The 26,081-nt window shown below is 53.5% G+C and carries 27 protein-coding genes; 17 read left to right on the forward strand and 10 right to left on the reverse strand.

What is annotated here, in order from left to right:
* Positions 1-385 precede the first annotated feature (385 nt).
* From CMUST_RS05695 to CMUST_RS05730, 9 genes are all read left to right on the forward strand, one after another.
* Entirely contained in the window at positions 386-1,984 is a 1,599-nt protein-coding gene (locus CMUST_RS05695) for a peptide ABC transporter substrate-binding protein (RefSeq protein ID WP_047261700.1), read from the forward strand.
* Between the two features lie 114 nt (positions 1,985-2,098).
* Positions 2,099-3,025, forward strand: coding sequence for an ABC transporter permease (locus tag CMUST_RS05700; protein WP_047261701.1), 927 nt, complete (start codon positions 2,099-2,101; stop codon positions 3,023-3,025).
* Positions 3,018-3,980, forward strand: a complete 963-nt coding sequence (locus tag CMUST_RS05705) for an ABC transporter permease (protein WP_047261702.1) — start codon at positions 3,018-3,020, stop codon at positions 3,978-3,980. Before CMUST_RS05700 ends, CMUST_RS05705 begins: the two co-directional genes overlap by 8 nt.
* An 18-nt stretch (positions 3,981-3,998) precedes the next feature.
* Positions 3,999-5,696 (forward strand): dipeptide ABC transporter ATP-binding protein, encoded by a 1,698-nt coding sequence (locus CMUST_RS05710; RefSeq protein ID WP_047261703.1) that lies wholly within the window; start codon positions 3,999-4,001, stop codon positions 5,694-5,696.
* A gap of 118 nt (positions 5,697-5,814) precedes the next feature.
* Positions 5,815-6,738, forward strand: a complete 924-nt coding sequence (locus CMUST_RS05715) for an ABC transporter ATP-binding protein (protein WP_047261704.1) — start codon at positions 5,815-5,817, stop codon at positions 6,736-6,738.
* A complete protein-coding gene (locus CMUST_RS05720) occupies positions 6,731-7,300 on the forward strand; it encodes a hypothetical protein (RefSeq protein WP_052844551.1) in 570 nt (189 codons plus the stop codon). The genes CMUST_RS05715 and CMUST_RS05720 overlap by 8 nt, the downstream gene beginning before the upstream one ends.
* Entirely contained in the window at positions 7,275-7,493 is a 219-nt protein-coding gene (locus CMUST_RS17020) for a hypothetical protein (protein ID WP_052844552.1), read from the forward strand. The genes CMUST_RS05720 and CMUST_RS17020 overlap by 26 nt, the downstream gene beginning before the upstream one ends.
* The gene (locus CMUST_RS05725) at positions 7,490-8,608 is read left to right on the forward strand and encodes a sensor histidine kinase (protein WP_052844553.1); all 1,119 of its coding nucleotides are present in this window, start codon (positions 7,490-7,492) and stop codon (positions 8,606-8,608) included. The genes CMUST_RS17020 and CMUST_RS05725 overlap by 4 nt, the downstream gene beginning before the upstream one ends.
* Positions 8,586-9,191 (forward strand): response regulator transcription factor, encoded by a 606-nt coding sequence (locus CMUST_RS05730; RefSeq protein WP_047261705.1) that lies wholly within the window; start codon positions 8,586-8,588, stop codon positions 9,189-9,191. The genes CMUST_RS05725 and CMUST_RS05730 overlap by 23 nt, the downstream gene beginning before the upstream one ends.
* A gap of 84 nt (positions 9,192-9,275) precedes the next feature.
* Here the strand turns inward: CMUST_RS05730 and CMUST_RS05735 are convergent, their stop codons facing one another.
* From CMUST_RS05735 to CMUST_RS05750, 4 genes are all read right to left on the reverse strand, one after another.
* Positions 9,276-10,073 carry a S1 family peptidase gene (locus tag CMUST_RS05735; protein ID WP_236690168.1) on the reverse strand — a complete coding sequence of 266 codons (798 nt, stop codon included), beginning with the start codon at positions 10,071-10,073 and terminating at the stop codon, positions 9,276-9,278.
* Between the two features lie 15 nt (positions 10,074-10,088).
* Positions 10,089-10,442 (reverse strand): arsenate reductase (glutaredoxin), encoded by a 354-nt coding sequence (gene arsC, locus CMUST_RS05740; RefSeq protein WP_047261707.1) that lies wholly within the window; start codon positions 10,440-10,442, stop codon positions 10,089-10,091.
* Between the two features lie 167 nt (positions 10,443-10,609).
* Positions 10,610-11,143, reverse strand: a complete 534-nt coding sequence (locus CMUST_RS05745; protein ID WP_047261708.1) for a DUF402 domain-containing protein — start codon at positions 11,141-11,143, stop codon at positions 10,610-10,612.
* Positions 11,144-11,878, reverse strand: coding sequence for an Rv1157c family protein (locus CMUST_RS05750; RefSeq protein WP_047263419.1), 735 nt, complete (start codon positions 11,876-11,878; stop codon positions 11,144-11,146). It lies immediately after the preceding gene.
* A 479-nt stretch (positions 11,879-12,357) separates the two neighbouring features.
* Here CMUST_RS05750 and typA point away from each other — a divergent pair, with 479 nt between their 5' ends.
* Both typA and CMUST_RS05760 read left to right on the forward strand, forming a co-directional pair.
* Positions 12,358-14,271, forward strand: a complete 1,914-nt coding sequence (gene typA / locus CMUST_RS05755; RefSeq protein ID WP_047261709.1) for a translational GTPase TypA — start codon at positions 12,358-12,360, stop codon at positions 14,269-14,271.
* Between the two features lie 278 nt (positions 14,272-14,549).
* A complete protein-coding gene (locus CMUST_RS05760; RefSeq protein ID WP_047261710.1) occupies positions 14,550-14,876 on the forward strand; it encodes a DUF5713 family protein in 327 nt (108 codons plus the stop codon).
* 157 nt (positions 14,877-15,033) lie between these two features.
* Here the strand turns inward: CMUST_RS05760 and CMUST_RS05765 are convergent, their stop codons facing one another.
* Positions 15,034-15,615: a hypothetical protein gene (locus CMUST_RS05765; RefSeq protein ID WP_047261711.1), complete on the reverse strand. Its 582-nt coding sequence runs from the start codon at positions 15,613-15,615 to the stop codon at positions 15,034-15,036.
* Positions 15,616-15,649: 34 nt separating this feature from the next.
* Positions 15,650-16,276 (reverse strand): hypothetical protein, encoded by a 627-nt coding sequence (locus tag CMUST_RS05770; RefSeq protein WP_047261712.1) that lies wholly within the window; start codon positions 16,274-16,276, stop codon positions 15,650-15,652.
* Positions 16,277-16,371: 95 nt separating this feature from the next.
* On the opposite strand from CMUST_RS05770, the gene CMUST_RS05775 reads away from it, so the two are divergent.
* The 5 genes from CMUST_RS05775 (at position 16,372) to dapC (ending at position 20,929) form a co-directional block, all read left to right on the forward strand.
* Positions 16,372-17,976, forward strand: coding sequence for an ABC transporter family substrate-binding protein (locus tag CMUST_RS05775; protein WP_047261713.1), 1,605 nt, complete (start codon positions 16,372-16,374; stop codon positions 17,974-17,976).
* Entirely contained in the window at positions 17,973-18,893 is a 921-nt protein-coding gene (mshB, locus tag CMUST_RS05780) for an N-acetyl-1-D-myo-inositol-2-amino-2-deoxy-alpha-D-glucopyranoside deacetylase (protein WP_047261714.1), read from the forward strand. The genes CMUST_RS05775 and mshB overlap by 4 nt, the downstream gene beginning before the upstream one ends.
* A 1-nt stretch (position 18,894) precedes the next feature.
* Entirely contained in the window at positions 18,895-19,305 is a 411-nt protein-coding gene (locus tag CMUST_RS05785) for a hypothetical protein (protein ID WP_236690193.1), read from the forward strand.
* A 54-nt stretch (positions 19,306-19,359) separates the two neighbouring features.
* Positions 19,360-19,677, forward strand: a complete 318-nt coding sequence (fdxA, locus tag CMUST_RS05790) for a ferredoxin (RefSeq protein WP_047261715.1) — start codon at positions 19,360-19,362, stop codon at positions 19,675-19,677.
* 145 nt (positions 19,678-19,822) lie between these two features.
* On the forward strand, positions 19,823-20,929 hold the full coding sequence (dapC, locus tag CMUST_RS05795; protein WP_047261716.1) for a succinyldiaminopimelate transaminase: 1,107 nt from the start codon (positions 19,823-19,825) through the stop codon (positions 20,927-20,929).
* 75 nt (positions 20,930-21,004) lie between these two features.
* Here the strand turns inward: dapC and CMUST_RS05800 are convergent, their stop codons facing one another.
* Complete coding sequence (locus tag CMUST_RS05800; RefSeq protein ID WP_047261717.1) at positions 21,005-21,373, reverse strand: hypothetical protein; 369 nt, start codon at positions 21,371-21,373, stop codon at positions 21,005-21,007.
* Between the two features lie 271 nt (positions 21,374-21,644).
* On the opposite strand from CMUST_RS05800, the gene CMUST_RS05805 reads away from it, so the two are divergent.
* Positions 21,645-22,205 (forward strand): DUF4303 domain-containing protein, encoded by a 561-nt coding sequence (locus CMUST_RS05805; RefSeq protein WP_047261718.1) that lies wholly within the window; start codon positions 21,645-21,647, stop codon positions 22,203-22,205.
* Between the two features lie 36 nt (positions 22,206-22,241).
* On the opposite strand, the gene CMUST_RS05810 is transcribed toward CMUST_RS05805, so the two are convergent.
* From CMUST_RS05810 to CMUST_RS05820, 3 genes are all read right to left on the reverse strand, one after another.
* Positions 22,242-22,667 (reverse strand): hypothetical protein, encoded by a 426-nt coding sequence (locus tag CMUST_RS05810; protein WP_144414135.1) that lies wholly within the window; start codon positions 22,665-22,667, stop codon positions 22,242-22,244.
* A 159-nt stretch (positions 22,668-22,826) separates the two neighbouring features.
* The gene (locus CMUST_RS05815; protein WP_047261719.1) at positions 22,827-23,549 is read right to left on the reverse strand and encodes a hypothetical protein; all 723 of its coding nucleotides are present in this window, start codon (positions 23,547-23,549) and stop codon (positions 22,827-22,829) included.
* A gap of 268 nt (positions 23,550-23,817) precedes the next feature.
* Complete coding sequence (locus CMUST_RS05820) at positions 23,818-25,962, reverse strand: hypothetical protein (protein ID WP_047263422.1); 2,145 nt, start codon at positions 25,960-25,962, stop codon at positions 23,818-23,820.
* Between the last annotated feature and the right edge of the window lie 119 nt (positions 25,963-26,081).

The following is a 26,081-nucleotide window of genomic DNA, read 5'->3' on the forward strand; positions in this document are numbered from 1 at the left end:
ACGTGGGTCGGTGTGAGCGGTAACCATGGCGTGCGTTTCTTGCTGGGGATAAGTAAGCCATTAGGTTTTTCTCATCGTTGCAATCGGCGGTTGTTAGGGCGGCATGAGGTGTTTTCCTGTCGAAAGGCCTGCAGCATGGGGGTGCTAAAACTTACCCCCAATTAGCTGCTGATGTGCTGCGGTTGCTGGGGGTTGAGTGTCTGGATAGTTCCAGTTAATGGCGGGTTTTTGCAGGTTTTGCTTGTCGACGATCCTTGATTGTGATCCCCTTTGCATATCACCGGGTATTCATGGGCTAGATCACACGATAGTATTCATTGCGAGTATTGGTATTGGGTCAATGCCGTACAAAATGTTTCATTTATATGTAGATGGAGGTCGTTTAATGACTTTTAAGAAGACTCTTGCCGTAGGAACGGCGGCGGCCGTAGCACTGAGCTTGGCTGCTTGTTCTTCTGATTCCACCTCTGGCAATGGCACTGGCGCCGATGCATCTAATGCAAATTACGTGATAGCTAATGGGTCCGAGCCGCAGAATCCACTAATCCCAGCAAACACCAACGAAAACGGTGGCGGCCGGATCATCGAATCGATCTACTCTGGGCTCGTTTACTACGATGCGGATGGCAAAGTGCACAATGAGCTCGCTGAATCCATTGAGCTTGAAGGCGACAAGACCTACAAGGTCACTATTAAAGAGGGTAGTACCTTCGCAGACGGCACTCCAATTAAAGCCGAGCATTTTGTCAATACATGGAACCACGCAGTGGAAAAGGCACTGCTGTCCAACTACTTCTTCGAGCCAATCCTGGGCTATGAAGAGGGAAAGAAAGAGATGGAAGGCCTAAAGGTCGTCGACGATAAGACCTTCACCATCGAATTGGCTCAACCTGAGTCTGACTTCCCAACCCGCCTTGGCTACTCCGCCTTCTTCCCACTGCCACCTGAGGCATTAGAAGACATGGATAGTTTCGGGGAAAAGCCCAACGGCAATGGCCCATACAAACTTGCAGAGTGGAACCACAATGAGTCTGCTCTTCTAGTTCCTAATGAGAACTATGACGGTCCACGTAAAGCACAAAACGACGGCATAAAGTTCGTTTTCTACTCCAACTTCGATGCAGCATATGCTGATCTGCTTTCGGGAAATCTTGATGTTCTGGATGCGGTTCCAGACACCGCATTCGCTACCTATGAGTCTGAACTCGGCGATCGTGCTGTCAACCAGCCATCCGCTGTATTCCAGTCCTTCACCATTCCGGAAAAACTTGAGCACTTCTCCGGTGAAGAGGGCAAGCTGCGTCGTCAAGCAATCTCCATGGCGATCGACCGCAAGGAGATCACGGACACCATCTTCCAGGGCACTCGTACCCCAGCTACTGACTTCACCTCGCCAGTTATCCCAGGACATACCGACCAGCTCAAGGGCGCCTCGGTTTTGGAGTTCAACCCAGAAAAGGCCAAGGAACTATGGGCTAAGGCTGACGAAATGTCCAAGTTCACCGGTGAATTCTCCATCGCATACAACGCCGATGGTGGTCACCAGGCATGGGTCGATGCGGTGGCAAACCAGATCAAGAACAACCTAGGAATCGAAGCGATAGGCAACCCATACCCGGATTTCAAGTCGTTGCGTGACGATGTCACCAACCGCACCATCGGCAGTGCATTCCGCACGGGTTGGCAGGCCGACTACCCGTCGTTGGCGAACTTCCTGGCACCGCTGTATGCAACCAATGCTAGCTCCAATGACGGCGACTACTCGTCTGCAAAGTTTGATGAGTTGATCAATCAAGGCGACGGCGCAAAGACTGTTGAGGAAGGATTCAATTCTTATCTCGAAGCCCAAGAAGTATTGCTGGAGGACCTGCCAGCTATCCCAACCTGGTACGCAAATACGGTCGGTGGGTTCTCGGAGAATGTCGAAAACGTCATCTTCTCCTGGAAGGGCCAGCCGGAGTATCACGAGATCACCAAGAAGTAGAAGAATCTGCTGGTAAACTATGATCTCCGTTTAGCAACCCCGTGTGGTTTAGTCACGCGGGGTTCGCTTGCGTGAGGAACGTAGTAGATGTAAGTAGATAAGGAACCTAAAGATATGTTGCGCTATGTTGGGCGGCGCTTGCTTCAAATGATCCCAGTGTTCTTTGGAGCGACGCTCTTACTCTACGCCTTGGTATTCCTCATGCCAGGTGACCCGGTGGAAGCCCTCGGTGGCGACCGCGGTCTCACGGATGCGGCACGTGCTCGCATCACGGCAGAATACAATCTGGATAAACCATTCATCATCCAGTATCTGCTCTATATCAAAGGTGTGTTCACCCTTGATTTTGGTACCACGTTCTCTGGTCGACCCGTGGCAGAAGCGATGGCTAACGCGTTCCCCGTCACCATCAAACTAGCGGTCATGGCACTCATCTTCGAAGCGGTTTTCGGCATGATCTTCGGAGTGATCGCGGGTATTCGCCGGGGTGGGATTTTCGACAGCACCGTTTTGGTTACCTCGCTGATCGTGATCGCCGTACCATCTTTCGTTATCGGTTTCGTATTCCAGTTTTTTATTGGTGTGAAGTGGCGGCTGCTCCCGGTCACCGTGGGTGCTAACGAAACATTTACCGCATTGCTCATGCCCGCCATCGTGCTCGGCGCCCTGTCGTTCGCCTATGTAGTGCGGTTAACGCGCCAATCGGTGAGCGAAAACCTTCAAGCTGATTTCGTTCGCACCGCGCGTGCCAAGGGCATGACCAACGGCTCGGTGACCCGTAGGCATGTGCTACGAAATTCGCTTATTCCAGTAGCCACGTTCTTAGGCTCTGATCTCGGTGCACTCATGGGCGGCGCTATCGTCACGGAAGGCATCTTCGGAATCAACGGTGTGGGTGGCGCTATCTATCAAGCAATTCTCAAAGGCGAACCGACCACCGTCGTGTCCTTTACCACAGTGTTGGTGATTGTTTATATCATCGCAAACTTGATCGTGGACTTGCTCTACGCCATTCTTGATCCAAGGATTCGCTATGCATAAAGATGAGAAGAAAATGGTTCTTCCAGGCCAAGAACGCTACATTGCGGAGACGGACGAAACCGGACTTGGCGCAGTAGATGCGGTTGCGGACGAATCCGCTCCCACCAGCGTATGGGGTGAAGCGTGGCGCTATCTACGCAAGCGGCCGCTATTTTGGATCTCCGCTGCACTGATTTTGTTAGCTGTATCGTTGGCGTTATTTCCGCAATTATTTACCTCCACCGACCCTCGGTTCTGTCAGCTTTCTAAATCACTGGCAGGTGCCGAAGCTGGCCACCCATTTGGATTTGATCGGCAAGGCTGCGATATCTATTCCCGGATGGTCTATGGGGCACGTGCATCGGTATCAGTGGGGCTGCTTACCTCCATCGCAGTCGTCATTATCGGCACCATGATCGGGGCTCTCGCTGGGTATTTCGGCGGGTTCTTAGACGGGCTGCTTTCCCGAATCACGGACGTGTTCTACGCGGTTCCGCTGGTACTGGCCGCGATCGTCGTCATGCAGGTATTCAAAGAACACCGCACGATCATGACCGTGGTTATCGTTCTAGCGATGTTCGGGTGGACAAATATCGCTCGCATTACCCGTGGTGCGGTGCTATCAACTAAAAACGAAGAATTTGTCACCGCTGCGCGCGCCGTAGGGGCATCGAAATGGCAAATCCTTAGCCATCACATTCTGCCCAATGCGGCAGCACCGATTATCGTGTATGCCACGGTGGCGTTGGGTACCTTCATTGTTGCCGAAGCCACACTATCTTTCCTAGGAATTGGTTTGCCGACCACAATTGTTTCCTGGGGCGGCGATATCGCCAAAGGCCAAGCATCGCTACGTTCAAATCCGATGGTGCTGTTCTATCCCGCGCTTGCTCTTGGCACAACGGTGCTGAGCTTCATCATGATGGGTGATGTTGTCCGCGATGCACTTGATCCTAAATCCCGGAAAACGAAGTAGAAGGGGCGAATGAGAAAAATGACTGATACTACCCTTCCGACTACCGCCACGGTAAAGCCACTGTTGGAACTTAAGGATTTGAAAATTTCTTTCCAATCTTCCACCGGAACAGTTGATGCGGTGCGTGGTGTTAACCTCACCATTTATCCCGGCCAGTCGGTGGCAATTGTGGGGGAATCAGGCTCTGGTAAATCCACCACTGCGATGTCTATCATCGGGCTTTTGCCTGGCACCGGAAAAGTGACTGGCGGCCGGATACTTTTCAACGGCACCGACCTCGCCGCCCTCGACGAGAAACAAATGGTCGAGTACCGGGGCTCCCAGATCGGGCTGGTCCCTCAAGACCCTATGAGTAACCTCAATCCAGTGTGGCGGGTGGGGACCCAGATTAAAGAGTCACTGCGAGCCAATAACATCGTGCCGAAGCCGCAGATGGATGCCCGGGTAGCCGACCTGCTTGAAGAAGCAGGTTTACCGGATGCTAACAGGCGCGCGAAGCAATACCCGCATGAGTTTTCCGGCGGTATGCGGCAACGAGCGTTGATCGCTATGGGTTTAGCGGCACGACCGAAGCTCTTGATCGCCGACGAACCGACCTCCGCCCTGGATGTGACGGTGCAGAAGCGGATTTTGGATCACCTGGAGCACCTCACCGCCGAATTAGGAACCGCAGTGCTGTTTATCACCCATGACCTGGGCTTGGCCGCCGAGCGGGCCGAACACCTGGTGGTGATGCACCGGGGTCGGGTAGTGGAATCCGGGCCGAGCCTGGATATTCTGCGTAACCCCCAGCACCCGTATACCCAACGGTTAGTCAAAGCTGCGCCGTCGCTGGCATCCGCGCGTATTCAGTCGGCTACGGAAAAAGGCATTGAGTCTTCGGAATTACTATCACACGATCATAATCTGAACGCGGAAGAGATTATCCGGGTGGAAAACCTCACGCGGGTGTTTAATGTTCGTGGCAGCCGTGGAGAAAAGAGCGAGTTTACCGCCGTCGATAACGTCAGTTTCGGCTTGAAAAAAGGCACTACGCTGGCGCTAGTGGGTGAATCCGGTTCGGGCAAATCCACAGTGGCGAATATGATTTTGAACTTGCTTGATCCCACCAGTGGCAAGGTCTACTACAAGGGCACCGACCTGTCGACGTTAAACGAAAAGCAATTGTTTGACATGCGCCGCAAACTACAGGTGGTCTTCCAAAATCCGTATGGTTCCTTGGATCCAATGTATTCCATTTACCGGTGTATTGAAGAGCCGCTTGTGGTGCATAAGGTCGGCAACCGCAAAGAACGCGAGGCATGGGTGGCTGAGCTACTGGACATGGTGGCTATGCCGCGTTCGGCTATGCGCCGGTACCCCAATGAGCTTTCCGGTGGGCAGCGGCAACGAATCGCGGTGGCACGTGCGTTGGCGCTGAAACCCGAGGTGGTCGTACTAGACGAAGCCGTCTCCGCCTTGGATGTGTTGGTGCAGAACCAGATTCTGCAATTGCTGGCGGACCTCCAATCTGAACTCAATTTGAGTTACTTGTTTATCACCCACGATCTCGCGGTGGTGCGCCAGACCGCCGACGAAGTTGCGGTGATGCAGAAAGGTAAATTGGTTGAGCGTGGCGAAACCAATGAGATCTTTAGCAACGCGCAGCAGGAATATACCCGGGATCTGATCAACTCTGTCCCTGGGTTAGGCATTGAATTGGGGACAAACATTTAACCAGCATTTGGCTTGGTTGGCCTAGCTTTTGGTCACAATCTACCCATGACAATAATCATGGGTAGATTGTGACCTTTGTTATGTGTATCGGATTTAAAAATCGATTGAGATTAGGGTTATGGAAAAAACAATACGTGATGGTTCCCAACCAGCTGCGGTCTCGGCTTGCGCCCTGGAAAAAACCTTCAAGGGCGGTTCCGTTGTCGCGGTCGCGGGGGTGGACCTAGAGATTCGCCAGAAGGAAGTAGTCGCGGTTCTTGGCAAAAACGGTGCGGGTAAGACCACGCTGATGGATATGATCGTTGGCCTGACCTCGCCGACGGCGGGGGAAGTGTGGATGTTTGGGTTGCCACCCCGCCAGGCGGTAGCCCAAGGCCTGGTGGGTACGATGCTGCAAACCGGCGGTCTTTTGCCTAATGAGACGGTCCGCTCCGTTATCCGCATGGTCGCCTCGGTGTATGACAACCCCATGCCGGTGGAACAAGCACTGGAGTTTTGCGATCTCGTCTCGATTGCGGACCGCAAAATCTCGAAGTGCTCTGGTGGTGAACAACAGCGCCTGAAATTGGCGCTGGCGTTGATCGGACAGCCTGCCTTGCTGATCCTCGACGAACCTACTAGCGGCATGGATCCGGCCAGTCGGTTCCGGTTGTGGTCGATGCTGCACCAGATCGCCCAAAACGGCACCACCATCGTGTTTTCCACCCATTATCTGAAAGAAGCAGAGGACTTCGCCCACCGGGTGATTTTGCTGAGCAATGGAAAAGTCGTAGGAGACGGCACACCGCATTCGGTTTTCGGATTAGAAGGCCGGGTAACGGTGGAATTTAAGGCTAGCGGTACTGGGGTCGACCTGGAAGCCGTCGAAAAGCACACCGCGGCGCTATCTATCACCCAGATGGGGGACACATACCGGCTGCTGACAAGCGATTCGGACGCGGCGGCGCGGTTTCTGCTAGCCCAACCAGGGGTGTCGAATTTGCGAATTTATGCCACCAGCCTGGACGAAATTTTTGCGGAATTGGAGGGAAGCAATGACTAAGAACCGCGACTATGTTCTGTTATCCATCGCCCGGCCGTTTAAGGATAAGGCAAATGTCTTTTTCTCCATCGGACTTCCGGTCATCATGTACCTGGTGATCGGCGCGGCGCCAGATTACGGCGCTACGCGGCTAAGCCACGGCACCGCCAGCGCCTATATTCTGGTCGGAATAGCGCTCTACGGTGGGGTAACGGCGGCTGTCAGTACCTCTGCGATGTCCGTGGTTGATCATTTTTCCGGTTGGGGCCGGATGCTAGGTACCACGCCGCTATCGATGAGCACACACATCATCGCCCAAGCGATAGCTGTTTTGCTCTTTAGCCTGTTTCCGGTGCTCGCGGTATTCATCACCGGCTACCTCACCGGCGCGCAGATTGATGGCATTGGTTGGCTCACCGCGTTCGTCATCACCTGGGCGGTTAGCGTACCGTTCGGTTTCTATGGCCTTATTTGGGCGCAGTTGGTTCCTTACCCCGACCACCATCGGTGTGGCCGCAACCACCGTCGTCTTGCTCGGCTTTGCCGGAAACCTGTTGATGCCGCTGTCGAAAACCCTGCTTAATTGGGCGGTCTTTACCCCCATGTTCGGCGCGGCGATGCTAGCCAGGTATCCAGTAGCAGAAAACACCCACGTGCTGGACTCCGGTTTCGACGAATCGATACCCATGTGGATGGCCGGGGTTAATCTGGCGGTATGGTCAGTAATCTTTGTGGTAGTGGCGGTGATCCTATCCAGACGGGATCGAAATCGATGATGAAACCAGGCAGCCGATTCTCCATGGAGGCAGCCGCCTACGCCGGAATTTGGTTGCCGTTTCTTGCAGTCGCGATGTGGGAGACCACCGCGCGGCTGCCGCTACCTACGATGGTGTATACCGTCGTCGTGTTCTTGTTGTTTTCTGCCAGCTATTTTTTCGCTTGCGGTGCTATTGGTGTGTATCCCGCACATTGGCGTCGAAGCTGGCAAATAACGCTTTATGCGGTGATTTTATTCGGGCTGATTCTGTGCGTGCTCCCGGTGGTTGGTGTAGCGGCGGTGAGTTTCACACCTTTCATGACGGCGTATTTTTCCTTCAATCTGAAACCGCGCATCGCCGGGCTATGCGTGGCGCTTACCTCCGCGTTGGCGACGGTTTTCGCGGTGCTGGCGAAACCGGAATACATTGAATACTTCCTGCTAATCACCGTTGTATTACCAGGATTGATTTTCGGACTTGCCTTGGTCGATATTTGGTCCGCGAATAAACGCGAACTTACTGCGGAATTACAATTGGTTCACCAGCGAGAAGCTATAGCCCGAGACGTCCACGACGTTTTAGGTCATACCTTGACCGTGATTAACCTCAAGGCGGAACTGGCCGCTCGTTCCGTCGACGTAGATCCGGCACGCGCCCGAGACGAGATGCAGGAGATCGCCCAGCTTTCGCGTACCGGTTTGGCGGAAGTTCGTTCGACGGTTACCCGAATGCGGCAACCAGATTTCGCCGGTGAGTTGCTTGCTTTTCGACGCGCCCTAGACACCGCGAACATCAACCTAACCGTCCATGATGCGGCGAGCCCGTTAGAACCGGTGGCTGCAACGGTTTTCAGTTGGGCGTTACGGGAGGCTGGCACGAATATTGTGCGCCATTCGCAGGCGACCGCGGTCACTGTCGACATTACGCCGAATCGACTGGTTATCACGGATGATGGAATAGGCTTTTGTGTGCCCGATGCCATAATGGGAGGCGGGCTTTTCGCCCTGGAACAGCGGGTGGTGGAATCTGGCGGCACATTCGCGATGACGTCTCGCCCCGGTGCTACTCGGCTGGAGGTAGCGTTTGCTACAGCGACGGAAAGACAGGTTGATGATGCGGATTCTGGTAGCTGACGATCAGGCATTAGTTCGGGGTGCTTTGGTTGCGCTGTTAAACCTGGAACCAGACATGACGGTGGTGGCCGAAGCAGGAACTGGTGCTGAGGTTACTCCTCTGGCACAGGAACACCAGATTGATGTTGCATTGGTAGACATTGAAATGCCGGGAATGAGCGGAATTGAGGCAGTGGCGGAATTAAAACGCGATCGTCCGGTCTGCAAAGCCATCATCGTCACCACCTTTGCACGGCCCGGGTACCTACGTAAAGCCTTCGCCGCCGGTGCGGATGGTTTTGTCGTGAAAGACACGCCGCCAGAACAACTAGCGGAGGCGATCCGGCGGGTGCATTCGGGACTACGGGTCATTGATCCGATACTGGCAACCAAATTTCTGGCGGTTCCGGAATGCCCTTTAACTGACCGGGAAGTGGACGTGGCGCGCTTGGTTATCAACGGAGCCGATACTGCGACGATCGCGAAGCAACTACATCTCAGCCAGGATACGGTTCGCAATCACCAGTCGCACCTCATCGCCAAGACCCAGGCCAGCAATCGCTACGAAGCGGCCCGTATCGCGCACGATAACGGCTGGTTGTAGGGTAGTGGCACTAAAAACGCCCATCACCAGCGTGGGGTGACGGGCGATGCGGTAAGCCGAAGCCTTAGCAGCGGATTGAATGCTCTAGCTGGAGGTTGGCATCTGGAAATATCGCAGATCGAAGTTGTAGTTTAGAAGCGATTCGATAACTGAGCTGCCAATTACCGGGAACCGAGGTTGTGGGACGTACGTCGGGTGAGCCTTGGAATCTACGTTGACACTTGGTTGATCCGAAATTTTTGTGCGTTGTAGACCTGAGTGGCGGCAGATCCAATCCATATGCTCTGTCACAGGAACGTGGAAAGCTACGGTGCCAGGTCCCGCAGCAGCGGATTGAACCCCCGCAAGGCGCCCATCGCCGTCGAAAAGCGGACCGCCGGAATCCCCGAACTCAATGCGGCCTCGTTCTATCTGGGACTCGATAACAGTGACGTTGTTCAGTGGTGCTGGCAGGTTGTGTACCCGACGCTGCACTACTGCATCGGCCATAAGCGCGCCGGTGAATTCGCCGCCACCCCAGCCGACAACGGTGCCGCGCTCCCCTGGATGCAGGTTGGAGCCAGACAACTGTGCGGGCGGGACATCCGTTGGGCGATCGAGGCGAACGAGCGCGATGTCATCCTTGGGATGCAGAATCGCCTCGGCAGGGTAGTGCGTTTGCTTTTTAATGATGATTGCGGAGTCGCCCTGGTGAATGCAGTGCTTTGCGGTAACGACCCAATCCGGGGCGATAACGGTGCCGGAGCATTGTGCATTGCCGAAGAACAGCAGTGCCAGGGAGTCGGTGGACTGGGCACGTCCGCCCATGATAGCCCCGGCAGGAGCTGCCATGATGCTTGTCGACGCTACCGCTACCGCAATAGCGACAGCAGTTTTCTTCATCCAGTTCAGCATGAGTTACAAAACCTCCGCGATTTTTTCAGTGGGGCGGGCAATAACTGCGCCCTTATCGGTAACGACGATGGGACGTTCAATGAGTATGGGGTGGGTGACCATTATCTCGATTAGTTCGTCCTCAGCCATAGACTTACTTAATGCTAATTCCTTATATGCCGATTCGCCACTACGAATTGCTTCGTGCGCCGATATCCCAGCATTGCTTAGAATTTCTTTCAGCTCGGCGGCAGAGGGCGGGGTGTCAAGATAATTAATGACGGTGATTTCTGCATCTGGCGCGTGGGTTTCGAGGTAATTAATTGCGGCGCGAGACTTAGAACAACGCGAATTATGGTAGATAGTGATGGTGCTCATGAAAGAAGGCGTGGCTTTCGTAATGCGGTATGCAGAATTGATCTAATAAAACGACGTCACTCGTATCTTTTTGTGGGTACATAATGGGGCGACCACACATTTAGATCCGGGTGACGTGCATGGATATTATGCAGTTTTAACGTATCAGATGAACCAGAGGTTCGGGCCTAAAGTGAGGGAATTAAATTAACTTCCTGTGCCCAATTAATGTCGATACCTTGGGACTTCATCCACTCGGTCGGATTATCGTTGTGGCGGGTGATACCCTCAACAGCAGCAAGAGTAGCCTCGATTGCCTTTTCGGCATCCTCGGCGGAAATGAGACCAGCAGAAGTCGCAGCGGCTAATTCGTCAATATCGACAACTTCGACACCGTCGCCAGCGTTCCAAATGAGATCAACGTATAGGTCACGGGTGGTCCACACACCGTCTTCTACGGAGATTTCCACCACATCAATGTAGATGTCTTCACGCTCGGTTACTCCATCGCGGTAGTGGAAGACATTTGCACGCAGTCCAAGTTCAGGCAGAAGCCAGCTTTCTAGATACCCAAAGTTCGGATGGTCCGCACCTCTGGCCATGTATAGCCCGAAATCGGTTTCGCGGTAGGTATCGACAGCGCGCAGGAAGCCTTTGGGATCAACGTTGGTGTTGGCCTTGAGATCAAAGGTTTCTTCCTTTACCGGATGGAGATCGGTCATTTAGTACACCTCAAAGAAAGCAGCCGTTGGAATAAACGAGCAGTGAGCATTACTTTCTTTTTCTATCGTGTCGATTGCCCCATCCATTACAGCCACAATTGGTCCGTTTCCGGTTTCCGCTACGCCGGACACAGTGGCTGGTCCCTCTGGGTTGATTCCGTTGTAGCCCAAGGAGGTGGTGCCGAACTTCAACGTCTTCATGTTGAACCAGTGCACCTTCATGTCGGAATGTGCCAATTTGCCAGTGCCGAGAGCGGTGAATAGGAATGTGGTTTCACCCGGTTTGGCCCCTGGCGCTGGAATTGCGGCAGGGCCTGGAACCGCGATGCCGGAACCTACGGAGTCCATGCTGGCGTTAATGCACTTGCTTGCAACCGTTGGCCAGTAGAATTGCTTGAATCGCGGCCCGTTTTCCGGCAGTTGGACATCAGCGTTGCCCTTGTCGGAGCCTTCATAAAATGCCACGCCAGCAAGGATGGTGGCACGTAGATTATCAGGTAGTGGGGTGGTGGTTGCGAAGTGGCGAGCCTGGTCAAGGAGTTGTTGCCGAGGGCGGCCTAATTCGTCGATAGGAGAAAGATCACTGAGTTTAACTACTGGGCCCATCGCGGAGGAACTGGAAGACCCAACGGCTGGTGCTGGTTGGGCTTCGCTGGCCGCTGCGATGGTTGGGCTTGCGATTGAAATTGTGATTGCGGTGATCGCGCCCGCGATGCGGCTTAGCGATTTCGGCATGCGGACATTGCGGGTGGGCGCATAACGATGTGGTAGCACAGGGCAACCTTTCACATGGGAACCAAAGCAATAAATGAGGAAACGTATTTACCGTACAATATCGACTTTTTTACCAATTTCCTCATTAGTCACAGTAATTAACTCAAGTATCAATAATTAACAGGTTTGTTTTGTATGTCAAGGCATTTCCCCAAGAATTCCAAGATCACCTCCGTGTAATTATCAGCAAAATCTCACGTAATTCATTTTCAGTTAAGCTTTTTCCCGCCCGTTTGAGGGGTAAGTAACGGAAGAAAGAATCCCCTCTGCCCACGTGTTTTTCAACTGTCAAGGCATCAAGGTGATGCTGTTGGATAAAAGATCTGCAACGTGTTTAGCGCCTCACTTTTGCCGCAATCTCGATTGCAAGGTGCGCTACCCCCACCTGGTGGAGTAGGGTTGGTACGTTAATTTTTTATGCAGTTTGAGGAGTCACCAGTTTGAGCCGTCCAGAATTTCGCAATGTAGCCATCGTCGCTCACGTAGACCACGGCAAAACCACCCTCGTCAACGCCATGCTAGAGCAATCAGGCGTTTTTGGCGACCGTGGTGAAGTTACCGACCGCGTGATGGACTCCGGCGATCTGGAAAAAGAAAAAGGCATCACCATCCTCGCGAAGAACACCGCCATTCGTCGCAAAGGCTTAGGCAAGGACGGCAATGACCTCATTATTAACGTCATTGATACCCCAGGTCACGCCGATTTCGGCGGCGAGGTTGAACGCGGCCTATCCATGGTCGATGGTGTTGTTCTGCTTATCGACGCCTCCGAGGGTCCGTTGCCGCAAACGCGTTTTGTCCTCGGCAAGGCGCTGGCAGCGAAAATGCCTGTCATCATCGTAGTGAATAAGACTGACCGGCCAGATGCCCGCATTGATGAAGTGGTCGAAGAAGCGCAGGATCTGTTGCTGGAACTTGCGTCTTCTCTCGATGATCCAGAAGCCGCCGAGGCGGCGGAACAGCTTCTCGACCTTCCGGTTCTGTATGCTTCCGGCCGGGAAGGCAAAGCATCTACCGAGAACCCAGGCAACGGAAACGTTCCGGAGGCCGAAGACCTCCAGGCGCTTTTCGACGTCATCTACGAAGCCCTGCCGGAACCTTCCGCTACCGTTGACGCACCTCTCCAAGCGCACGTCACCAACCTCGACTCGTCCTCCTTCTTAGGTCGTATCGCCTTGGTGCGTATCCACGCCGGAACCTTGAAAAAGGGCCAGCAGGTTGCCTGGATTCACTACGACGACGAGGGCAACCAACACGTCAAGAACGTCAAGATTGCGGAATTGCTCAAGACGGTAGGCGTCTCCCGCGAATCCACCAATGAGGAAATGATCGCTGGCGATATTGCCGCAATTTCTGGCATCGACAACATCATGATCGGCGATACCCTCGCCGATATTGATAACCCGGTTGCGCTTCCTCGGATCACCGTGGATGAGCCAGCCATCTCCATGACCATTGGTGTTAATACCTCTCCATTGGCTGGGCGTGGCGGCGGCGATAAACTCACTGCCCGCATGGTCAAGGCACGCTTGGATCAGGAATTGATCGGTAACGTCTCTATTCGGGTACTTCCTACCGAACGTCCAGATGCGTGGGAAGTACAAGGCCGGGGCGAAATGGCTTTGTCGGTATTGGTGGAAACCATGCGGCGCGAAGGCTTCGAGTTGACCGTCGGCAAGCCGCAGGTTGTGACCCACACTGTGGACGGCCAGGTATACGAACCGTACGATCACATGGTTATCGATACCCCAAGTGAGCACCAGGGTGCGGTTACCCAACTCATGGCGGCCCGTAAGGGGCAAATGACCTCCATGGCGAACCTGTCTGGAGACTGGGTTCGGATGGAATTCGACGTTCCTGCCCGTGGTTTGATCGGTTTTAGGACCACCTTCCTCACCGAAACCCGTGGTGCAGGTATCGCTAACTCCTATTCCATCGAGGCTCGTCCGTGGGCAGGGGAGATCAAGGACCGTGCCTCCGGTTCCTTGGTGGCTGACCGTTCTGGCCAGATCACTGCCTATGCGTTGCAGCAATTGGCTGATCGTGGCAATTTCTTCGTTGAGCCTGGCATGGAAGCCTACGAGGGCATGGTGGTTGGTGCCAATAACCGCGATGAGGATATGGACATCAACATCACCAAGGAAAAGAAACTCACCAACATGCGTTCCGCCACTGCCGACGCGACGGTAACCCTGGCTAAGGCACACGTTCTGAGCCTGGACGAAGCGATGGAATTCTGTGGCCAGGACGAATGCGTGGAAGTCACCCCAGATTCGCTTCGGGTGCGCAAGGTTATTCTGAACGCCACCGAACGTGCTCGCGCCCGGTCGCGGGAAAAGAACCGCAATAAGTAGCAAGCAGTACGTGATGGTTGCTTACAACCAACACGTAACGCCCCTGCAAGGATCTACCTGTCAAGTCATGTGCGACAGCCTTGCGGGGGCGTTTCGTGTGGAGGCGAAGTAGTAGCAAAAATCCGCTTGAGCTTGGTCAAGAATTTCGCTTCAGGGTGCGGAAATTTTTGTTACGGTGAGTGTAACCGCCGAATCTGACAGCTTTCAGTGTCTAACATCAAAAGCAAATTATGTGATCTGGCGGGGATGATTTTTTTAAAAAATAAAGGAGCAACCCCGTGACATCGTTTGATCCTGAGTATGTTCTGCTGACGGATATGTACCGCGACGGCTACTACCCGGATTTCCTTGTGGATAAAGTGAAGGCTGAACTTGAGAAAGTGATTAGCCTCCTTGAAACGGGGGAGCAGGACACCACGAAGATCCAGGCGGCGCTTGACACCATGACCTTGGCGATCAACGACCTGGCCGAAGAGTTCGATGAGAACGACAGTGAGATCGAAACGGTTGCGCGCGAATGCATTGCCGAAAACGTGGCTGTCATTCTCGACTGGTTCGAGATCCCCATCGACGTTGAAGACGCTATCGCCGAGCGAGATTGGTAAATTCAGCAACAGGTAAGATTTTCAGCGTAAAACTAAACCGGCATAACTCTGTGCTTGCCAACCGCAACCTGATACAGGTTTTTAACCTCAACCTACAACCGCTCGGTGGATCCGGGCGAAGATGAAAGCACCGGGAACCACCGCGTTTTAGGTTGTTTTAGTCCCACTTCTTCAGCCAGCTGTCGCTGAGATAATACTGCGGGAAATCCACGAAATCTTCATGCAGGCCGCCAATATTGCGCCCTGTCAGTTCGCCATCGGAATCATGTTCCATCAACGACCATCCGAATGAGTCGTCGCCGACGATGTTATGCGGATCGTCGAGAAGATGGGCGGCAACGTTATACATCATGCCAAGGCCGTAATTACGCAAGTATTCCGTCAACCGTTCCTCGCCGATCTCGGCGGCGATAGCTTCCGTTTCCGCCTCGAAAGCCTCGGCGCGTTCGTCGCCGTCATACTCACTGCACGAAAGCATGTCGCTGGCTAAGCTTTGATTGTCGGTTACGTCGTAGATCATGCGATAAAGCTCCTTGAGCACGAGGAACCGGGCATGTTGCGGAATTCTAGTTTCCGAAACGCAGCCTAGAGCTTCCTGAATGGGGTTGCGCGCCTCTTGCTGTTCAAAGCGGTGCACCAATTCGTTAAACCTTGCGCGGTCTGTTTCGTTCAAGGATTCCAATTGCCGTTTAACCAGAGCGCGATCGGATTCGGGTAGTTGATTAAGCAGTTCGTCCATAGCTCTTACACTCTCTTTCGTCTTGTTTGTTGGTTTAGTTTCCTATGGAGCTATACCACTGGTCGGATAGTTCATCGGCAAACCCAAAATACATTTCGTGGAGGCAATCAATGGGGTAGCCGTCAGCATCGCCCTCATCGTTTAATTCCCATAATCCGAAACTGCCGCCCTGGAATTGTTCGTCAAAAACTAGCACCAGGTTACACATGAGGATAAGCCCATAGGCGCGCAGAAACTGCACGAGTTTCTCACGGCCGACTTTCTCGGTGATCTCCGAAACGTCGGCGTCAAAGTCGCCGTCGTAGATGCGATGGTTGTCATAAAGCGCATCGGACCCGTATTCAAGATGCCTGGAAACCTCGGCTATGATGCTAAAAATCTCAAGCAAAACGTCGTAATGGCATCGGATGATGGGATCTTTGTTAACCCTGTCCGGATGCGCGAAATACTCCAGCGTCTCATAATTTTCCTCAGGCTGCTTGTCGACGCCGCCACCCAGGTCTGCGGTTTCGGCCGGTGGTGCCGGTTCGGATGGCTCCGGCGCGGTAGAAATGAGAAACGATGCATCGATTAAATCATCAATGAGTTGTTCCACCTGGCTGCGTTGGTTGGGTTCTAAGGTGTTGAGAAATGCTTCTAGCCGATTGAGGGTGTCGGACATTAGGTTCCCTTCAGCTATCGGGGCGGGGAAATACTTTTTCAAAGATACATCTGTTCGTTCGGTGCCGTGGTGGAAATGAAAGTACACTTAAACGCATGTCCAAATTGTGTCGCGGCGGTGTGCTGCTTATGGTTGCGTTGTGCACGGTGGCGTGCTCAGCCACACCCGGCCCCGCGCCAGTGGAAGACCCCATAGCTTCGGTTTCGCCTAAACCCACTACCACCTCCACACAGCCACGCAAACAAGCCCAGGAATTAGCAATAGGGATCGACCCGGTGTACACCGGGTTTAATCCGCATTTGCTTGCCGACGATTCCCGCTTCACTCAAACCCTCGCCGGATTGGTGCTACCGAGTACCTTTATTGCAGGCACAATCAACGGTGATTTACTGGAATCCGTTGAAGTAATAGATGAATCCGGCACGGTCATCAACACCATCACACCTACCGACGAAGAAAACAAAGAAGAAACACAACCGGAACAGCCCCCATTGGTAGAAGCAAAAACTATCAGGTACCAATTAGCGCCCGAGGCGCAGTGGAGCGATGGCACACCAATTACGGTGGCAGATTTTGAGTATCTTTGGGATTCGATGCTTAAGACGCCCGGAACGGTTAATCCGGCAGGTTACCGGGCGATTGAGGATGTGACATCGGCAAGCGGCGGCAAAGTCATTGAAGTTACCTTCGCCGAAAGCTTTAGCCAGTGGCGCACGCTGTTTAACCATCTTTTGCCGAGTCATTTGCTGCGCGGCGAGAAATTCAGCACCGTTTTAGCAGGCGGTATCCCGGCGTCTGCCGGGAAGTTCACCATGCGTAATTTCGACCGCAATCGCGGGGTCGTAACATTAAACCGAAACGACAGGTTCTGGGGTAAAGAACCTGCCCGGGTGGAAATCGTGAGTTTCAGGGAAATCCGCTCCACCGCCCAAGGTTTGGAACTAATCAGCAATGGCCAGATCAGTTTCATGGACATCACTCCCACCCAAACCTCCACACGTGCCTTTGAACTTATTCCAGATACTCAAGTGCGGGTTGAGGCAGATAGCTATGCGCTGGAAGTCGTGGCGAACGCTAAATTATCAAAAATATTGCGCCAAGAACTGCAAACGATTATCGACCCAACTTTGATCGCGCAGTTAGCCTACGGCCGGGATTCGGAGATGTCGGTTCCAGAACGGGACCATAAGCCAGAGCCGCTGCATCTTAAGGCGATGACCGAGCCGCTGCGGATAGGGGTGGACCCAGCGAATCCGGTGGCTGCGGCAGCCGCCACCACCATGGTTCATGTTTTAGCTGGAATGGACGTGAGGGCTACCGTTGTTCAGGCTGATACTAATGAACTGATGCGTAGTCTGATTCCGGCAGGTGGTGTTGATGTGGTGGTGGCGTTAAGCAACACCACTGTGGCGGATAAATATGCCTGCCCGGTAAAAGAGGTGTTGGGGGCGAATCGGTCTGGTTATTGCAACGAGGAAACGGAGATATTTCTCAAGGAATACAATGCCGGGCTGAAAACGGAAGAAGAACTAGAAAAAGTTATAGCCGAGCTAGAAGCCGAAGAAGCATTGGTTACCACCCTTGCTTACGACGTACGGTTGGAGGTACTAGGAAAAGGTATCCTAGGACCAGACGAGGACTTGACCCAGTGGCCGGATGGCCTTAGTTCCTTGGAACAGTGGAGGATCGAAACCAAATGACGAATCTAAGCGGCGTTACCATCGTTGCCGTTCATGCTCACCCCGATGACGAAGCAATCTGGACCGGTGGAATACTTGCCAGCTTGGCACACCGGGGTGCCAATGTTGTGGTCGTCACCTGTACCTTGGGGGAACAAGGCGAGGTTATCGGGGAACCGTTCGCCGATCTCGTAGCCGACCGGGCTGACCAATTAGGTGGTTTTAGGATTCGAGAATTACAAGACTCACTGTCCATATTGGGCGCACGTGGCGTGTTCTTAGGCGGAGCTGGGTGCTGGCGTGATTCCGGAATGGCGGGGGATAAAGCCAACGATCACCCCCGGGCCTTTATCAATTCCGGCGATCCAGCAGTGGAACAACTCAAAGAGATTTTGCGGGAAACCCCACCGCACATCGTCATCACTTATGGCCCCGATGGCGGGTACGGCCACCCCGACCACATCAGGGCCCATGAGATCACCCACCAAGCTATCGAGGAACTCGGTTTCGGTTCCCCGATCTTATGGGCAGTGACTGATCGGCACCGGCTGGAAGAAGGCCTGAACGCCATCGACGTTCCCACGGCTCCTGGCTGGCGGCGAGCTGAACCCGGCGAAATAGCGAGCGTGACCTCCTACGACATCGAGATTCGGCTCACCGATTTCGCCCTGGCAACAAAAGTCGCAGCGATGAAAGCACATCCCACCCAATTGTGGATAGCCGATGGGCAAGTTAATGCCACCAATCCGCAGGCGGCTTTTGCTACCACCACTGACGTGGATAAAGCACCATTCGTATTCGCATTGTCCAATCTGATCGCCCAACCAGTACTGCGCTACGAGCACTACCAATTGGGCACATCAGTTACTAGCGCCAGCCAAGAGAATATCCTTGCGATGGTCGCAGGTGAACTGGAAGCACCAAAGGAGCGTGGCTAGAGTGGACGCGGCGGCGTCGAAAAGCGAACAGCAGATCACCGAAAAACGAACCTACCAAGGATTCTCCAAAGGTGAGGCGGCCTTTGGCCTGCTGTGGCTAAGCATCGGATCGCTCTTAAGCGTCTTGCTGGAAGTGGTGTACCTGGGTACCTGGATTTTTGGGGTGCCGGTGCCGTACACCATCCCGATCGCGTTTTTCTTCAACATGGTGCTCACCAAAACCGCCATGCTGTGGAGCAAAAACACAGCTATCGCACTTATTCCGCTGTGGGTGTGGGTCGCCGGATTCTTCATACTCACCATGATGGTTTCAGTTACTGGCGACCAATTAGTTGGGGCAAATATTCGCAGCATAGTGCTACTGGTAGCCGGAGTGATTGGCGGCGGTTGGCCTATGATCGCACAGAAGTGACATAATAGGGCAATCACCCAAAAATTTAACTCAAACTGGAGAAATTAAACACCAATGACGTACACAATCGCACAGCCCTGCGTTGATGTCATGGACCGAGCCTGCGTGGAAGAATGCCCAGTTGATTGCATCTACGAAGGCAAACGCATGCTCTATATTCACCCTGATGAATGCGTGGACTGCGGTGCCTGCGAACCCGCATGCCCCGTCGAAGCTATCTTCTACGAGGACGACGTTCCGGACGAGTGGATCGACTACAACGATGCCAATGCCGCATTCTTCGACGATCTCGGCGCCCCCGGTGGGGCTGCAAAACTCGGCCCACAGGATTTCGACGCCCCGCTCATTGCGGCGTTACCTCCACAGGCATAATAAAAACCGAAATTTTAATCGCAACGCAAAAAAGAACTCCCACCTATGACACATAGGGGAGCGGAGTTCTTTTTGCTGTGCCACTTGAACTAGCATGGGACACTAGTTTCCCGCGTACGCAGCATAACCAACGAAAAGGTTTCTCATGGCTCGAACCAGTCTAGGCAGCACCCTTCCGGATTTCCCCTGGAACCTCCTTGAACCAGCAAAGGACACCGCAAGCCGCCACCCCGAAGGCATCGTTAACCTTTCCGTCGGTTCCCCCGTCGACGCGGTAGCGCCCGGGATTCAACTGGCACTAGCCGAAGCCGCGGCCGAACCTGGCTACCCGCAGACCATCGGCACCCCGAAGCTGCGCCAAGCAATCACCGATTCGTTAGCACGGCGCTACAACGCCCCCGACGTGACAAGTGTCCTGCCCGTCATTGGCACCAAAGAAGCGATCGCTTGGCTGCCCACCCTGCTTGGATGTGCTGGCACCGTCATCATCCCGGAAATCGCCTACCCCACCTACGAAGTCGCAGCACTGCTTGCCGGCGCTACCCCGCTACGCAACGATTACTGCTATGAGCTTGACGAGGACACCGCCGCGACCATCGACTTGGTGTTCATAAACTCACCATCAAACCCCACCGGCAAAGTCCTCGACGCCGACCACCTGCGCAAAGTCATCGAATGGGCCCGGGCCCACGACGTCGTTGTTGCCAGCGACGAATGTTACCTCGGCCTCACCTGGGAAGACCCAGCACCATCAATTCTGGATGCGGAAGTAGCAGGCGGAAACTTCGACAACCTCATCGCCATACACTCGCTGTCCAAAACCGCCAATCTGGCCGGTTACCGCGCCGGATTCCTCGCTGGTTGCCCCACCTTGATCGCGGAACTCACGGAACTGCGCAAGCACGCGGGGCTCATGGTGCCCGCACCCATCCAGGCCGCAATGACCGAAGCGCTTATCGACGACGACCACGAGGTTTTGCAAAAACTGCGCTACGCTTCCCGCCGCGCGAAACTCATGCGGGCGGTTGTGGAGGCAGGATTTGAAGTAGTCAATTCCGAAGCTGGACTCTATCTATGGATCACCCGTAACGAGGATTGCTGGGACACCGTGGCCTGGTTCGCCGACAAAGGCATCCTGGTCGCGCCGGGTTCCTTCTATGGGCCGAACTCACAACAATTTGTCCGAGTTGCATTGACAGGGACCGACGATGATGTAGCTAAGTTTGTCAGCCGGTTAAAAGATAACTCGTAGTTGGTTAGCGAACGTTCTAGGCATAACCTGGAGATCAGTTTCGCAGCGTTACCGATAATGCGGAGTGCGGAAACACTATATTGCCTCGTCCTCCGCGCCGCCTGGGTAGGCGCTGTAGTCGGGTATCCAATCCCCGAGGAAATCGCCGCCTAAGCCGTCGCTAATGGCGGCTAAATCTGTGCCCAGGTAGTGCACAATCAATTCGGGATGGTTTTCCTCAAATGCGACTAAAAGTTTAAAAATGACTTCATCGATTGTTTTTAGGCATATGTGATTAAAAAGCTCTTCCGGAATGTTGTTTTCAGCCAGCAACTTCTGAAAATTCTTCGATTCTGGGGTGTTGAATCTTCCGTGATAATCCATCGCCATCGTTGACATGACGGCGTCCCTCACGTCGGTGATTAAAATTTTCCCAAAACCTTGCAAAATTTCTTGATCGTCCATTGTTCCTCCGCCAGATGTGCAGGTACATGCAATCACCAGTAATAGCATGCGGCGGCATCTTGAAGAGCACTAAAGAAGAGGATTTCTACTTTTCAGATTTCCAAGAGACGTTGGTGGGAAGCGAACGGCAAGAATTTTTATGTCAAGCTGGGCTTCAAACCCGCGTGTGCGAACAGATTGACAGCCCGTCCCATCAGCGCTACATTCTGTTGTGCCCGGCAAAAACGCGATGGTTGTGCTTAACGGAAAACAATATATGAAGGGGAAATGTATGTCCGTGGTGAGTGAAGAAATTCTCCGGAAATTACAAGAACAGATTTCCAGTGGGGTCGTGGAAACATTGCGGTTTGTTTTACACGAGAATAACCCGGGCGAGGTTTTTACTTACGCGCTTTATACGGATGACTATTGTTCCTATGTGGGCTGGGCCGCGAATACGCTATCGCATTTCGAGAAAAAGAAAGCAGAATTTCCCGATAGCCGAGATCACGCGTTTGTTCAGTGGTACTACCCAGAATTCTTCATTGGCACAGGGGAGGCCCCTGCTGAGTTAGATAATATCTTCAACGAAGGGATCCAAAAAGCCCTAGACGAAGCTCAGGGTTTCGTGAATGAGGATAATTTTCCGCAGTTTCAGTCAGATATATACGACAGCATAATCGGGGCATTTGGGGCGGCAATTCATCAGTTCGATCAGGAAGTGACCGATGCAATTACTTTCTTTGTGTCTATTGCCGATAGTGATGATGCGGAAAATCTGGAGAATTACTCGGCAGAAAAGCTTAATTCGGCCGAAAAATACGCCGCGTTCCAGAAACGATATGACAACTAACGGGACACGGCGTAATTTCGCGGTTTATTAGGTGCGTTAGATGCGAATTGCGGTTGTGCATTGAAAGGGGCTGTGGATTTTCACGAGCTCTTTAGCCGTTGGCAGGGTTATGGAATGACATGTTAATGGTGTTTCCGGGGCGGCTATTAATGTGTATGTTAGGTCGTCGAAATTTATGTCGAAGCTGAAAATGCCTTTCCGGGCGTAGTGTAAAAATGACTCTAAATACTGGTTACGGCTAGCGGGATCGTCGAAAAGCGGCACGTTTTTCTCGCAAATAACATAGCCGGAAGTAGCGGGAAGCCCACTAATAACGTCATAGTGAAACTCCCATAATTCCTGCGATTGTTGTAATTCCCGTGGGATTTTATCCGTGCCGCCAGTCGTGAAATGCGCGACGAAATTCGCGGCGTTTACGGCGAACCAATCGAGATCATGAGACTCGATAAATAGCTTGGTCATTTTCATTGTTATCGTGGCTCCAACGGCGAGGTACGTGGTTTGTTACTAGCTAGTGTGTAAAGAATGACCCCTTAAGAGCGCCATCACCTGCGGTACCGACGGCAAACATTAAGCGTTCAGCAGGTGAACATGCAGGTGCTGACTGTCCACTTACCTGCATTACAACATCTTTTCCCAACCCAGCTTAAAAAACTCAGGTGCCCCGCGCATCCACTGCTGGATCGCTTCCGCAGCCTCGGCGGGGCCAGGAACAAACGTGAGATAGTGGTGCTCATTATCACCCTCGTGGTATTCCACCTTCCACCATCCAGGAACTACTGTTTTATCGTTGAAGCGGAAAGTTGATTCAGTATTGAAGCGGAAAGCCTGGATAAAGCGCTGCTCCTTGCTGGTGGCGTCATCGACAACAATGAAAAACCCATCTGCGTCCGCCGAATAGCTACACGTTTGCGGGATCGCGGCCTCCGACACTGCTAACATGTCGACCTTGCCTGAAACCGACAACCGAAAACGTTGGTCGTCGTCGCCGTAGAGAACCACAAAGTCCCGTGTGCGGTCGACCATGCCCAAGCCATTGTCAAGCGCAAGCTTCATCAAATACATGTACAGGGATTTGGCGGTGGGCTCGGCAATCAAAATCCAGATTATCCTATCGCCCCACACCGTTACGCTTTCATAAAGCTCGTCGCCCGAGTAGGTGCTGAACTCGAAGATAGCGTCGTCGATCTGATCCATGACCGAATTAAGCTCAGGGGATGGTGAAGCTTCTCTATTTTTGTAGCGCTGTTTTAGTTCCTCATTCTTCGAGAAAGCACGCGGTCCAATCACAACCTGGTTGTTCTCATCACGGTCGGGGATAAACAACAAGATTTCGTATTCCATTGTGGTAACCTCGCTCAATTCCTGATCTTAGGGGTCTGTCCAAGACAACCTTCTTCTAATCTAGTTTCAAATGCTTTTTATCGGAGCTTTATCATCAGATTTTCTTATTGTCTTAGGTATAGGACCCACGAAGGTGATAATCACACTTGCGGTGGGGCTTTGAACAACGCACTGACAATGCGGGAAACAACAAACAGTATGTAACCTGTGGGCCAAAGAAGCCACCACCCGTGCGTTGTGCTTTCCTGCTACAAGGAAATGCGTTTTCCTAACAGCTCTTCAGTAACCGTGTTACCTGCTCTTTCCCGCCGGTTTCGGCGGGTTCATCGGTCGTGGGTACGCCGTGCGCCTGGGCCCACAGTTTCAGCAGTTGCCCGTTGGTAAGCCGCTGGGAAAGCGCGGTCAGCTCAGCGTAGGCCAGCGGTACCACGTCGGTGTTTTCCAGATTGAGTTTTCCTTCGATGGTGCCGAGCGACGAGTCGATCCATATGAGCTCATTGGTAGCTAGATCCACGATGAATGGAATGGCGGAGGTCGATTCCACATTGAGTGCGGTGGCAGTTTCCACCGTGCGCGGTTCAAAGACCAATCCTGCCATCTCATCATTGCGAACCATGACACCAGCGATATTGTCGATCGCGCTGAACGGTTGTCCCGAGAAGCTTGCGACGCTGATAACCGCGTAGCGGGCGGACGGAAGCTGCATATTCAGCGATTTTAGGTGCAGGTTTTCCCACGTCCACGCGCCGTCGCCCAATCTGATGTCTATGAACTCGCAGCCGCCTTTTGGCCTGGGTGCTTTCACCACATCGCCGGAGTGAATCACCGATCGCCGAAGCCGATTGGAATTCATATTGGTGTAGTCGAGGTAGCTTAATTGTTCGCTGAACTCGACATCGGTAAAGCTCACCCCAAGGTCAACGTCCTCGCCGAACCAGTGCACGAAGACCCGTAGCACCGCGTGATTTCCGGTGGGGTTAAGCTGGATGCGTTCGCCGGGCCAGATGTCTGTCATGCTTGACGACGCCTGCCTGCGCACCAGTTCCACCGGGATGCTGCTGCCCGTTGCCACCGACTGGGTTACCGGGGCGGGTGCTAAGGTCAATCGCGCCAAAATTGCGTTTTCCAACGCCTCCAGCACCTGCGCCAATAACCCGGGTTCTAGTTTTTCCGTTTTTGAAACATCGGTGATGTGGAATCTTCTGCGCAGCTTGCGAATTTTAACCGCGGCTGCATGGTTTGCTAAGCCGTTGTAGGCGGAGATCAGCGTGCTCAACCGCACTTTGGGGCCAGCCTCCGCCAACGCAAATTCGATCGCCCGGGCACCGGCTTCCCAGCCTTTTAATTCCGGGTGTCCGGCGAGCCGAACCAGGTGTCGAATCCTGCGCACCAGGTTGCCGGGTTCTGCGACAAGTAGGTTGGCTGCTGCCACGACGTCACCTTTGGCAAGCAACGCCTCCACCCGTGCGTTAAACGACCGATACCTAACATTATCGAATACCACATCTAGGAATTGCTCCGCGCCCACCGACTCATTGAGCTCGAACGGGTGGATGCGACGCATCACGCTACGCCACACATCCTTGCGGCGAACCGCAAGGTCCAGCGAACGTCCGTCGTCGAAAAGCGACAACACCTTGAGAATCTCCCGGCGCGCAGGCCGCGGAATTGGGTTCAGGGGCAACCGCTGTCGCTTTGGACGATTGAGGTCGAACGCGCGCTGGTAATCGCGACAGAAGCACACCAAAATGCTGCGCAAAATGTCGTCGACGTTTCGGGCGTTATTCAACCCCAACCGCAGGACCTCGGTGGTTTCTATTCCGAGACTGCGTAGGCACAGCAACGCGGCGGCGAAGTTCTCGCCGTTGTTAAACCGGATGTCGCGGAAGAGTGTGACGGCATCAAAGGCGATCGATCGGGCGACATCGGTAACAAACTGCCTATCCGCGGGGCTCATAGCAATTGCCCCGGCCCACGCACGACGGATCATGCCACTGCTTAACGGTTTGAGTTTAAGCACCCGGCGGTTTTTCGCCCAGTCAATCTCGGGCAGGTCGGCGCGCCGACAGTCACGGGTGTCGTCCGGCCGCCACTGCCCCTCGGTGACGTAATGCACTACTGCGGCGGCAAGCAGATCCGCGTCGGTGGCGCGTAGCACCTCGGCAGGAAAGTCGGGGAACAGCGGCTCCCAGCTTCGATCAGAACCCACAGCTTGGCTAGCTGCAAAAATGAGGCTTGTGAGCTGGTCCGTGGTGAGGTGGCGGAGGTCATCACGATGGGCAACGAATCCCAGGTTAAGTAATTCGTACATCGCGGTTGCTGCGATTTCTGGCGACGAAACGACATCCGCGTCCGGCTTTATCGCAATAATCCCGTTGCGCAGCATGGAAACAGTTGTGTTGGGGTATGCCATTACCATTGTGACCTCCTTCTACAAGCAAAAACTATGGAACGGTAGCTACGAAAAAACCTTCATCAGGGTTTGCAGCGGCATACGTCATGCCTACAAACGTCCTGGCGAAGGTGGGAGAT

Origin of the sequence: Corynebacterium mustelae, from assembly GCF_001020985.1 — a bacterium.
In the GTDB taxonomy this organism is placed as follows: Bacteria; Actinomycetota; Actinomycetes; order Mycobacteriales; family Mycobacteriaceae; genus Corynebacterium; species Corynebacterium mustelae.

Bases quoted from the DNA above. Each gene is read 5' to 3' on its own strand.
- CMUST_RS05695 (WP_047261700.1), top strand. From the start codon at position 386: ATGACTTTTAAGAAGACTCTTGCCGTAGGAACGGCGGCGGCCGTAGCA.
- CMUST_RS05700 (WP_047261701.1), top strand. From the start codon at position 2,099: ATGTTGCGCTATGTTGGGCGGCGCTTGCTTCAAATGATCCCAGTGTTC.
- CMUST_RS05705 (WP_047261702.1), top strand. From the start codon at position 3,018: ATGCATAAAGATGAGAAGAAAATGGTTCTTCCAGGCCAAGAACGCTAC.
- CMUST_RS05710 (WP_047261703.1), top strand. From the start codon at position 3,999: ATGACTGATACTACCCTTCCGACTACCGCCACGGTAAAGCCACTGTTG.
- CMUST_RS05715 (WP_047261704.1), top strand. From the start codon at position 5,815: ATGGAAAAAACAATACGTGATGGTTCCCAACCAGCTGCGGTCTCGGCT.
- CMUST_RS05720 (WP_052844551.1), top strand. From the start codon at position 6,731: ATGACTAAGAACCGCGACTATGTTCTGTTATCCATCGCCCGGCCGTTT.
- CMUST_RS17020 (WP_052844552.1), top strand. From the start codon at position 7,275: ATGCCGCTGTCGAAAACCCTGCTTAATTGGGCGGTCTTTACCCCCATG.
- CMUST_RS05725 (WP_052844553.1), top strand. From the start codon at position 7,490: ATGATGAAACCAGGCAGCCGATTCTCCATGGAGGCAGCCGCCTACGCC.
- CMUST_RS05730 (WP_047261705.1), top strand. From the start codon at position 8,586: ATGATGCGGATTCTGGTAGCTGACGATCAGGCATTAGTTCGGGGTGCT.
- CMUST_RS05735 (WP_236690168.1), bottom strand. From the start codon at position 10,073: ATGAAGAAAACTGCTGTCGCTATTGCGGTAGCGGTAGCGTCGACAAGC.
- arsC (WP_047261707.1), bottom strand. From the start codon at position 10,442: ATGAGCACCATCACTATCTACCATAATTCGCGTTGTTCTAAGTCTCGC.
- CMUST_RS05745 (WP_047261708.1), bottom strand. From the start codon at position 11,143: ATGACCGATCTCCATCCGGTAAAGGAAGAAACCTTTGATCTCAAGGCC.
- CMUST_RS05750 (WP_047263419.1), bottom strand. From the start codon at position 11,878: ATGCCGAAATCGCTAAGCCGCATCGCGGGCGCGATCACCGCAATCACA.
- CMUST_RS05765 (WP_047261711.1), bottom strand. From the start codon at position 15,615: ATGGACGAACTGCTTAATCAACTACCCGAATCCGATCGCGCTCTGGTT.
- CMUST_RS05770 (WP_047261712.1), bottom strand. From the start codon at position 16,276: ATGTCCGACACCCTCAATCGGCTAGAAGCATTTCTCAACACCTTAGAA.
- CMUST_RS05775 (WP_047261713.1), top strand. From the start codon at position 16,372: ATGTCCAAATTGTGTCGCGGCGGTGTGCTGCTTATGGTTGCGTTGTGC.
- mshB (WP_047261714.1), top strand. From the start codon at position 17,973: ATGACGAATCTAAGCGGCGTTACCATCGTTGCCGTTCATGCTCACCCC.
- fdxA (WP_047261715.1), top strand. From the start codon at position 19,360: ATGACGTACACAATCGCACAGCCCTGCGTTGATGTCATGGACCGAGCC.
- dapC (WP_047261716.1), top strand. From the start codon at position 19,823: ATGGCTCGAACCAGTCTAGGCAGCACCCTTCCGGATTTCCCCTGGAAC.
- CMUST_RS05800 (WP_047261717.1), bottom strand. From the start codon at position 21,373: ATGGACGATCAAGAAATTTTGCAAGGTTTTGGGAAAATTTTAATCACC.
- CMUST_RS05805 (WP_047261718.1), top strand. From the start codon at position 21,645: ATGTCCGTGGTGAGTGAAGAAATTCTCCGGAAATTACAAGAACAGATT.
- CMUST_RS05810 (WP_144414135.1), bottom strand. From the start codon at position 22,667: ATGACCAAGCTATTTATCGAGTCTCATGATCTCGATTGGTTCGCCGTA.
- CMUST_RS05815 (WP_047261719.1), bottom strand. From the start codon at position 23,549: ATGGAATACGAAATCTTGTTGTTTATCCCCGACCGTGATGAGAACAAC.
- CMUST_RS05820 (WP_047263422.1), bottom strand. From the start codon at position 25,962: ATGGCATACCCCAACACAACTGTTTCCATGCTGCGCAACGGGATTATT.